The organism is Streptomyces sp. NPDC006385, assembly GCF_040612485.1.
Classification (GTDB): domain Bacteria; phylum Actinomycetota; class Actinomycetes; order Streptomycetales; family Streptomycetaceae; genus Streptomyces.
Genome location: NZ_JBEXQG010000053.1, coordinates 53,157 through 63,225 on the forward strand (window position 1 = coordinate 53,157; position 10,069 = coordinate 63,225).

Annotated in this window: 6 protein-coding genes and 1 pseudogene; 6 read left to right on the forward strand and 1 reads right to left on the reverse strand. The window is 68.4% G+C overall.

Annotation, left to right across the window (positions count from 1 at the left end; translation table 11 throughout):
• Positions 1–1,251 precede the first annotated feature (1,251 nt).
• The 6 genes from ABZ078_RS31535 (at position 1,252) to ABZ078_RS31560 (ending at position 9,578) form a co-directional block, all read left to right on the forward strand.
• On the forward strand, positions 1,252–2,421 hold the full coding sequence (locus ABZ078_RS31535) for an exonuclease SbcCD subunit D (protein ID WP_356580883.1): 1,170 nt from the start codon (positions 1,252–1,254) through the stop codon (positions 2,419–2,421).
• Between the two features lies 1 nt (position 2,422).
• A complete protein-coding gene (locus ABZ078_RS31540) occupies positions 2,423–4,492 on the forward strand; it encodes an SMC family ATPase (protein WP_356580885.1) in 2,070 nt (689 codons plus the stop codon).
• A gap of 164 nt (positions 4,493–4,656) precedes the next feature.
• Positions 4,657–5,433 carry an SbcC/MukB-like Walker B domain-containing protein gene (locus tag ABZ078_RS31545; RefSeq protein WP_356580887.1) on the forward strand — a complete coding sequence of 259 codons (777 nt, stop codon included), beginning with the start codon at positions 4,657–4,659 and terminating at the stop codon, positions 5,431–5,433.
• Between the two features lie 547 nt (positions 5,434–5,980).
• Positions 5,981–6,187 carry a hypothetical protein gene (locus tag ABZ078_RS31550; RefSeq protein WP_356580889.1) on the forward strand — a complete coding sequence of 69 codons (207 nt, stop codon included), beginning with the start codon at positions 5,981–5,983 and terminating at the stop codon, positions 6,185–6,187.
• On the forward strand, positions 6,187–6,864 hold the full coding sequence (locus ABZ078_RS31555; RefSeq protein ID WP_356580891.1) for a restriction endonuclease: 678 nt from the start codon (positions 6,187–6,189) through the stop codon (positions 6,862–6,864). The genes ABZ078_RS31550 and ABZ078_RS31555 overlap by 1 nt, the downstream gene beginning before the upstream one ends.
• Positions 6,865–7,151: 287 nt before the next feature.
• Positions 7,152–9,578: a Helicase associated domain protein gene (locus tag ABZ078_RS31560; protein WP_356580893.1), complete on the forward strand. Its 2,427-nt coding sequence runs from the start codon at positions 7,152–7,154 to the stop codon at positions 9,576–9,578.
• 400 nt (positions 9,579–9,978) lie between these two features.
• Here the strand turns inward: ABZ078_RS31560 and ABZ078_RS31565 are convergent.
• Positions 9,979–10,069: pseudogene (locus ABZ078_RS31565) on the reverse strand (TetR family transcriptional regulator); the annotation flags it as partial.

Below are 10,069 nucleotides of genomic sequence, written 5' to 3' on the forward strand. Positions count from 1 at the left end.
CCACGCAGACCATCGTCGTCTACGACGAGCCCGACACCCACCTCGACTACCGCCACCAGCGCACCGTCATGGACATCATCCGCAAGCAGTGCGCCCTGCCTCACGTCAGCGTCATCGTCGCCACCCACTCGATGAACCTCATCGACGGCGTCGACATCGCCGACGTCGTACACCTCAAGCTCAGCGACAGCGGCCGCACCCTCGTCGAGCGTCTCGACCACGACACCCACGACGGCATCGACTTCCACCTCGGGCAGATCGCCGCCGCGGTGGGACTGCGCAACTCCGTCCTGTTGCACGAACGCTGCTTCCTGGCAGTCGAGGGCCCTACCGAGCAGCAGTGCGTGCCCCTGCTCTTCCGCCTCTCGCAAGGGCTGCCCCTGCAGGCGGCCGGCATCGCCCTGTGGGCCTGCGACAACAACGAAGGAGCACTCCACCTCGCGGGCTACCTCGTCAGGCACCACCGCACCGTCATGCTGATGGTCGACGCCGACAGCCGCACCAATAAGCACTTCAAGACCGAGAAACTCATCAAAGCCGGCCTCGACCTCACCAAGCAGGTCTCCTACGTCGGCGAGAGCGAGGGCTACAACGAGTTGGAGGAGCTCTTCAGCGACATCCAGTGGGCGGCCGCCGCCAACGCCCACTGGCCCCGCCCCGAGGGCCAGCCATGGAGCGCCGACGACTTCACCGAGCACCGGGGCGGCAAGTTCAGCGACCGCATCCTCTACATGATCAAACAGCAGGCCGAGGAGAGCAGCCCCAACGGCAAGGCCGACATGCTCTACGCACTGGTGTCCATGCTCACCACCCCCGAAGAGGTCCCCCAGCAGCTACGGGACATCTTCACCGAGGTGCAGGCCCTCGCCTGCTGATCTGCTGCTGCGTTCGCCGCTGCAGCATGCGCTCCTTGCGCTGCTCAGTGGTCGGCGCCGTCCAGGCGTGCCATCCGGCCTCCGCAGTCCATTGCCGCGCGTGCGCGCGGGCTTCGATCCCGCACCACCGGCAGCCCCCGGGCGCCACGGTGTGCTCGGTCCTGGCAGAACGCGATAAAGACATCACATCCTCCTTCCCCCACTGCTTATCTTGCCTCCTGCCACTGACAATCACCCTGGGAGCCGCGTCCGGCTCCGCCGCCCGGCGGCGCAGACGAAGAAACCTTTCCCTCACGTGTCCCCAAGCCTCTGAAACAAGACCGTTTATCGGGAAAACCGCCCGTAGCTCCCACCACTCTGGTTACGGTCTGTGCCCATGAGGTTCCTGCACACCTCGGACTGGCATCTCGGCCGCCGGTTCCACGGGGAAGATCTGATCGACCACCAGCGCACGGTCCTGGACCACATCTGCGCCACCGCCCGCACCCAGAAGGTAGACGCCCTGCTGATCGCGGGCGACATCTACGACCGTGCCATCCCGAGCCTGGACGCGGTACGCCTGTTCGACCGGGCTCTGCACCAGCTCGCCGACCTCGGCATCCCCACCGTCATGATCAGCGGGAACCACGACTCGGCCCACCGCCTCGGCGCCGGCTCCGGCCTGTACGCCAAAGCCGGCGTCCACCTGCGCACCAACCCCGCCGACGCCGCCCGCCCCGTCCTCCTCGACGACGAGCACGGCCCCGTCGCCGTCTACGGAGTGCCCTACCTCGAGCCCGCCCTGGCACGCACCCAGCTGGACGCCGAGACAGCCTCCCACCAGGCCGTTCTCACCTCAGCACTGGACCGCATCCGCGCCGACCTCTCCACCCGCCCGGGCACCCGCTCCGTCGTCCTCGCCCACGCCTTCATCACCGGCGCCACCACCAGCAAAAGCGAACGCGACATCAGCGTCGGCGGCGTCGCCCACGCCGGCGCCGACCTCTTCGACGGCATCGACTACACCGCCCTGGGCCATCTGCACCGCCCGCAGAGCGTCAACGACCGCATCCACTACAGCGGCTCCCCGCTTGCCTACTCCTTCTCCGAAACCAACCACACCAAATCCCTCACCCTGGCCGACCTGCCGGCCGACGGCGCCCTCACGGTCACCCGCCACGACATCCCAGCCGACCTCCACCTGCCGCTGGCCCGCCTGACCGGCCGCATCGAAGACCTGCTGACCAACCCCGCACACGAACCGCTCAGCGAAGCCTGGCTGCAGGCCACCCTCACCGACACCGCCCTGCCGTACGAGGCGATGGCACGCCTCAGGCAACGCTTCTCCAAGACGCTGGACATGCGGCACGTGCCCGCCGGCATCCCGGCGCAGGCCACCGACAGCCCCACCTACCGCGAACGGGTACGCGGCCGCGGCGACCTCGACATCGCCCACGACTTCATCACCGCCGTGCGCGGCACCTCACCCACCACCGCAGAGGCAGACCTCCTACAAGAGGCCGTCGACGACATGCGCGTGCGCGCCCAGGAGAAGGAAACCGTCTGACATGCGTCTGCACTCCCTGCACCTGCAGGCCTTCGGCCCCTTCGCCCGCCGCCACACCGTCGACTTCGACGCCCTGTCCGCAGACGGCCTGTTCCTCCTGCACGGCGACACCGGCGCCGGCAAGAGCACCCTGTTCGCCGCCATCTGCTTCGCCCTCTACGGCCTGCCGCCTCACGAACGCAACATGCGGCTGCGCAGCGATCACGCTCCCGCAGGCCTGCTGACCGAAGTGACCCTGGAAGTAACCCTCGCCGGCAAGCGCCTACAGATCCGCAGAATCCCCGCCCAGAAGCGACCCCACCTGCGCAACAGCGCAGAACTCGTCGACCAGAAGCCCGAAACCTACCTGCACCAGTGGGTCCTCGACGAACACGGACACGGCCAGTGGGAAGGCATCATCAAGTCCCACAAGGAAGCCGGAGAAGAGATCAAGTCCCTCCTGCGCCTGACCCGCCAGCAGTTCTGCCAGGTCGTCCTGCTCCCGCAGAACGAGTTCACCAAGTTCCTGCGCGCCGACGCATCCGAACGCCGCATCCTGCTCGGCACCCTCTTCGGCACCCGCCGCTTCGGCCTCATCGAAGAATTCCTCGCCACCCGCAAAACCCTCACCGCCAAGACGCGCGACGAGGCCCGCGCCGACGTCCTGCGCCTGGCCGAACGCATCCAGCAGGCAGCCGGCGACGACCTCGAACCCGCCCAAGACGCCCCCCGGGCCGACGACCCCGCCACCCTCACCGCACCCACCCGCGCCTGGGCCAGCGCCCTGCACCGCCAGGCCCTCACCCTCCAAGACGCCGCAACCACCGCCACCGAGACCGCCGAGCAGCAGCTGGCGCACGCCCGCATCGCAGAACATGCCGTCCGCGACCTACACCGTCTCCAGCAGACCCACCGCACCACCGCACGCGACCTCGGCCTGCTCCACGAGCAGACCGCCCACCACGACCGCCTCGCCGACCGCCGCGAGCGCGCCGTGAAAGCCCAGCAACTGCAATCCGTCCTGGAGACCGCACACACCGCCGACCTCGAGCACACCCGTGCCCTGGACGACGACAGCCGCGCCCGCGCCCTTCTGCTGGCCGAACACGCATCACTCGACGCCGCCGCCCTCACTCACGCCGCGCAGCAACTGCACGCCGACACCGGCGCCGTCCAGGCGCTGCTGCCCGAGGAGGCCACCCTCCAGCGCCACACGGCAGAACTGGACGCACTCGACCGCGAGCGCCGGCAACTCACCGAAACCCTCACCGACGCCCAGGAACGGCTCAACACCCTTCCGCAACGCCGCGCCGACCTTGCCGCACGCCTGGAAGACGCCCGCAGCGCACAGGAGACCAGCCGCGAACTCACCCCCACCCTCAACCTCGTCGAAAAGCAGCTGGAAGCCGCCAGACGCCGTGACGCCCTCGACCAGCAGATCAGCGCCGCCCACAAAGTCCTCAGCCAGGCCAAGAAGGACTCCGAGCAAGCCGCGAAAACGTACATCGACATCCGGCGCCGTCGCACGGACGGCATCGTCGCCGAGCTCGCCGGCCGGCTCGTCGACGGTGAAGACTGCCCCGTATGCGGTTCCCCCACCCACCCCGCACCCGCCACCGCCCAGCCGGGCCAGCCCACCGCCGCCGACGAACAGGCCGCCGCCCACACCCGCGCCCAGCAGAGCGAGAACAAAGCCAAAGAGACCCTGGCCCACCTGAACGAACAGGCCGCCACAGCACGCGGTGAAGCCGGCGGCGACACCCCCCTCGCCGACCTCACCGCCCACCGCACTACCCTCGAACAACACCTCGCCGACGCACTCTCCCAGGCATCCGACGCCGGACCGGCCAGCGAACAACTCGCCCTCCTGGAAAAGGAACAGGCCGAAACCGAGCACACCCGCAACACCGCAACCGCACGCCTGGGCGCCGCCAACGCCACCTACGACAGCCTGCACACCCAGCGCGCGAAGAGCTCACCCACCGCCTCGCGACCACCCTCAACGGGCACGCCACACTCGCCGACTGCATCACCGACCTCATCCAGCACGCCGGCCGCCTCGAGGCCGCCGCCGCGTGCGCGGCCACCGTGACAGCAACCGCCGCAAGCCGCCACAGCGCCGCCGCTCTCGCGGAGCAGGCAGCTCACGCGGCAGGCTTCAGTTCCCCGGCCGAAGCCTCGGCCGCCCGCCTACCCGACGACGAACTCACCGCGATCGAGAGCCAAATCACCCACTGGCGTGAACAGTGCCTCGTATTGACCGCCCGGCTCGCCGAACCCGAACTGCAGGCAGCCATCGACCAGCCTCCGGCCGACCTCGAGTACGCCGTCACCGAACTGAACACCGCCACCGCAACCCACTCCCGCACGGCAGCCCTCGCCACCCAGGCCGCCGACCGCGCGACCGCTCTGGCCACCCTCACCGCTCAGCTGGACACCCACATCCAGCGCCTGGAACCCCTCGAGGACGCCTACCGCACCGTCGATCACCTCCACGGCCTCATCAGCGGCGGCTCACCCAGCAACCAGCTCCGCATGCAACTGGAGTCCTACGTACTGGCAGCCCGCCTCGAAGACGTCGTCGACGCCGCCAACACCCGCATGTCACGCATGTCCCACCACCGCTTCACCCTCGTCCACTCCGACGACAGAGCCGCCCGAGGCGCCAAATCAGGCCTGGACCTCAAGGTCCTCGACGCCTGGAGCGGACACAAACGCCACACCGACACCCTCTCCGGCGGCGAATCCTTCTACGTCTCCCTGGCCCTCGCCCTGGGCCTGGCCGACATCGTCACCGCCGAAGCCGGCGGCCAGGCACTGGACACCCTCTTCATCGACGAAGGCTTCGGCACCCTCGACGAAGACACCCTCCACCAAGTCCTCGACGTCCTGGACTCCCTACGCGCCCACGACCGCACCGTCGGACTCATCAGCCACGTCCCCGAACTCCGCCGCCGCATCACCCAACGCCTGCACATCTCCAAGAACATCGACGGCTCCACCCTCACACACCTGACCGAAGCGGCCGAATGACCCCACGACGGACGCCGGATCCGCCCTCGCCGACGAAACGCAAGCCCCAGGCCGCGCACACTCACCGATCTTCAACCCGCCGTCGGCCCAAGGCGTAGCCACAACCGCCGGGGCTGCCCCGTACCCCTCTCGGCCCCGCCGAGAAAGGCAGCCCCACAGCGCCCCCACGTCGAAAGCCACCCATCCCTGAAGGCACCCGACCTGCCTCCCAGAAGGAGCGCATCGAACACGTACTACTTCATGCCATTTCTGCATGTGATCAAAGTGACGGAAACAGAGCAATGCGATCCATGAGCACCTGCATCGGCCACCACAGCCGTACCAGAACACGCCAGTCCAGTCCGCATGACAGGAGTTTCCGCAGACCCGAGAACCACTGTCCCGCATGTTCGAACACCGCCGGACCCATGACCGCATCACGGCGCGTTTTCGAGGCACTGCCAAGGCCTCCACTGATCAAACCCGCGGATTTGTCAGTGCCCGCTGCTACACCAATTCCCAGAGGTCAGACCGCAGTTGGTGGCCTGACGACACGGAGGAGGAAGCAGTGGCGAAGCCGCCCGAGGGCTACTACAAGGTGCGAAGTCATTACCGACGCAAACCCCGCCCCAGCGCGAAGAAACTGAGCGGCTGGTCGATCGCAGGGCTGATCGCGGTGGTGTGGCTATGGAGCCAGCTCATCGGCTTCGGAGAGGCCTCCCCGACAACACCGCAAACCCCTACACCATCGGTGTCAGCGAGCGTGGGCCGCTGATGCCCCGCCGCTCGCCCCGGCTACGCCCACCCCGCGGCGGCAGGGAACAGGCCGCCGCCGCGGCCGTCGCCTGCGCCGCACTCTGGCTGCTGGCCAAGATCGCCACAGCCACATGGCAGGCAGCCGTCCGCATCTGGCCGTTGCTCGCCCTCCTTGCGGCTCTCGCCCTGGGGTACGCAGCCTGGAAATTCATGCGCGAGGCACGGGCCCAGAAGGTGCGGGCCCAGATGCTGGCCCGGCTGCGGATCACACTCGCACAGCTCGACGCCATGGACGACCAGGCCTTCGAATTCGCCCTGCGTGACCTGCTCCTCCGGGACGGCTGGAACGCACGACAGGTCGGCCGACAAGGAGACCAAGCCGCAGACGTCATCGGCGAGGACCGCCAACGCGGCAGAATCGTCCTGCAGGCCAAGCACACCACCGTCGCCGGCAAAGTCGGCTCATCAGTGATGTACCAGGTCAAAGGCACCGCAGGCCCCGCGCACGGAGCCGACACCGCAGTCGTGGTCACCAACGGCTCCTTCACCCGGGACGCCAAAGCATGGGGCGAACGCCACCAGGTGCACTGGGTCGACCGGGACCGGCTGCGCCGGTGGGCCGAATACGGCACACCCCTGCAAGACCTTCTGCGGCTGCCCACGGCTCGCAAGACAGCCCTCCGCCGGGCCGCATGAAATCAAGGGGAGAGAGCTCAACCTCCACGAAATACAACCAATCGGAACGCACGCAACCAAGAAGAGGAAGACCGGCTGTCTCTGGGCCCCACGGTGATCAACTCGCTCTCTCCCCAGCGCAACGGAGCCGCACACCATCGCCCATGACCCACAACCAACGACGCAGATCACGGGGCGCGCGTGGCCCGCAGCGCGCCCCCCGCCAACCAAGAGACACTGCGCCACACCCCCTCCGTACGCGAGAATGAACGCGAGTCAGCCCCTCACATATGCCGAGGAACCGCGCGATGACCGCCAGTCCCACCGCAACAGAACACACCGGGCGTCTGGTCCTGCGCACCGACCAACAGGAGGGCCTCGCCAACACAATCCGCCACCTGCGCCGCCCGCGCACCCGCGGACACGCCGTCTCGGCCTGCGGCACCGGCAAGACCCTCTTCGCACTGCGCGTCGCCGAAGAACTTGGCGTGCGACACCTGGCAGTGGCAGTGCCCAGCCTGGACCTGGTCGCGCAGTGGGCGGCAGCAGCTCGCGCTGACGGCCGCCCGGAGCCGATGATCACGGTCTCCTCGCTGCGCGCCGAATCACACCCGCTCCTCGCCGAGGCCAAGGTCGACTCGGCCAACGCGGGGGAGTACCTGGCCTACTGGCTCGCCCGCCACCCCAAAGCAACGGTCTTCTTCACCTACGACTCGCTGTCCAAGATCGAAGAAGCCCAACACTCCGCGATCTTCCCCGCCCCCGTCTTCGGCCTGCTGATCGTGGACGAAGCCCACGCCACAGCCGGCACCTGGAAGAAGAACTGGACCGCGCTGCACGGCAACGAACGCATCCCTGCCGAGCGCCGCCTCTACCTCACCGCCACTCCGTATGTGTGGGAAGCCCCACGCCTGACCGAGCCGCCCACCACCAGGGCGCAGCCCAAGCGCACCGCCGCCACAGCACCGGCCTGGGACGACCCGGCCCTGCTGGCCACCATGGACCAGCCGCAGATCTTCGGCCCTCGCCTGCACACCTACTCCCACGCCGACGCCATCGATGACGGCGTCCTGGCCGACTACCAGCTCGTCGTCCCCACCGTCACCGACACTGAACTGCACACCGCACTCACCGATCCGGAAGCCGGGCCCACCGCGCGCCGCACCACCGCCCTGCACCTGGCCATCCTCAAAGCCATGCGAGAGCAGGACCTGCGGCACGTGTTCGTCTACTTCCAGCAGATCGCCGACGCCGCCGACTTTGCTCGCCAGTTCGCCCACACCCTGCGCACCCTCCCCGACGAACTGCGCCCCGACTGGGCGGACGACGTCGTCGTGCAGTCCATCGACGGCACCCACAGCCCTCGCCGGCGCGCCGACATCATTGCCCGCTTCACCGACGCCGACCGGGCCGTGCTGGCCAACGCCAAGGTCCTTGGCGAAGGGGTCGACCTGCCGGCCGTCGACGCCGTCGTCTTCGCCGACCGCACCGCCAGCGTCCGCCGCATCGTCCAGGCCCTCGGCCGCGCCCTGCGCAAACCACCCACCGTCACGACGAAGACGGCCAGCCTCGTCGTCCCCGCCTACATCCCGCCCGGTGCCGACCCCACCGACCTCCTCGGCACCCCCTACGAAGCCCTCTGGCTTGTCACCTCTGCCCTGCGCCACCACGACCAGACCATCGCCGCCCGCGCCCCCCGGGCCAAGAACCAGCATCCCGCCCGCGACTCCCACACCTACATCACCCGCCGCTTCCGCTTCGACCACACCCTCGACCCCACCGCGATCGCCCGCGCCCTGGACCTGCTCGTCTGGCCCTCCCACGGCGCCGTCCTGTCCGCCCCCCGCCGCGCCGGCCTAGCCGCCGCCATCCGATACCAAAGCGAACACAGCCACCTGCGAGTGAGCGCCGACTACGAGGACGCCTACGGCTACCGGCTTGGGCAATTCATCACCGGCCAGCGCACCGCCTACCAGGCGGGCGCCCTCGATCCTGCATGGATCGCCGAGCTCGAGGATCTCGGCATGATCTGGGATGACCACGAGGCCACCTGGCAGGGCCACCTGGCCACCGTCGAGGCCTTCCACGCCGAACACGGCCACCTTGCCATCCCCACCCAACTACCCGGCGGCCAGTTCCTTGCCGACCAGCGCGCCCTGGCCCGAAAGGACCGCCTCACCCCCGACCGCGACAACCAGCTCACAGCCCTCGACCCAGACTGGAAACTCCCCTACGGCCCCGACTGGCATCGCAAGTACCATCTGCTGCGCCGCCACCTGGAAGCCGGCAACCACCCCAGCACGCTGCGCCGCGACACGGTCATCCATGGAGTCAAGGCGGGCAGCTGGCTGCACCGCCAGCTCACCATCTGGCCCGACCTCGACCCCGGCCAGCGCGACCTGCTTGCCCGCATGGGAATCACCCCCGACCGCGTCCTCCTAGACCAGGAGCACGCCGCGGGCAGGCCGAGCACATCGCGGCGGCGCACGTTCGCGCAGACCACCGAGATCCTCGGGCTCTTCGTGGCACGGTGGGGACGCACCCCCGGCGCCCGAGAGTGGATCGAGGTGGACGGCGATCGTGTCATGATCGGTCCCTGGCTCGCCAAGGTCCGCACCAAGCTGAACGCTGATCAACTCTCCTCAGAGCAAGAAGAGTTGGTGTCCGCTACCCTTGCCGAGCACGGCATCGATCTGGTCCGTACTCCCGGGACCATCGGGCCATCAAACGGCTGAGGTTTGGCCGCTGAGCTCAGTGCGACAGCAGATGCGTTTCGCGCGCTCCCGGGTCCCATCTCCGGTAAGCGGGGGAGTGGCAGAACTCCAATACTCCAAAGTTTTGGAGACAAGGAAGCAGCGGTACACAGGATTGGCACGGCTCGACGTTCTAGTCGTAACTGACGAGCCGTCACCAAGCACCCAGTGGGGTAGAGCAACGACCGCCACCCCCTGCTGCTAGCCGAATTAACCTGCACCCCAGTCATGTTGGACTAGAAAAGCGAAGGCAAGTCGGGGAGGAGGCACGATCGCGGAGCGATCGGGACACCGCACCGACGACCCAACTCGATCCGCGGAGCGGGATCCGGTCCCGGAGGGACCGAGCCCAGCCCCCGCGGAGCGGGGGCTGAACCGGCAGGGCCGGGCTGGAGTTGGCCAGGTTGACCAGGGTGCGGACCCACTCCCAGGAGGCCGCGGAGACCGCGGCGCCGGGTGTCAGGGTGTGATGG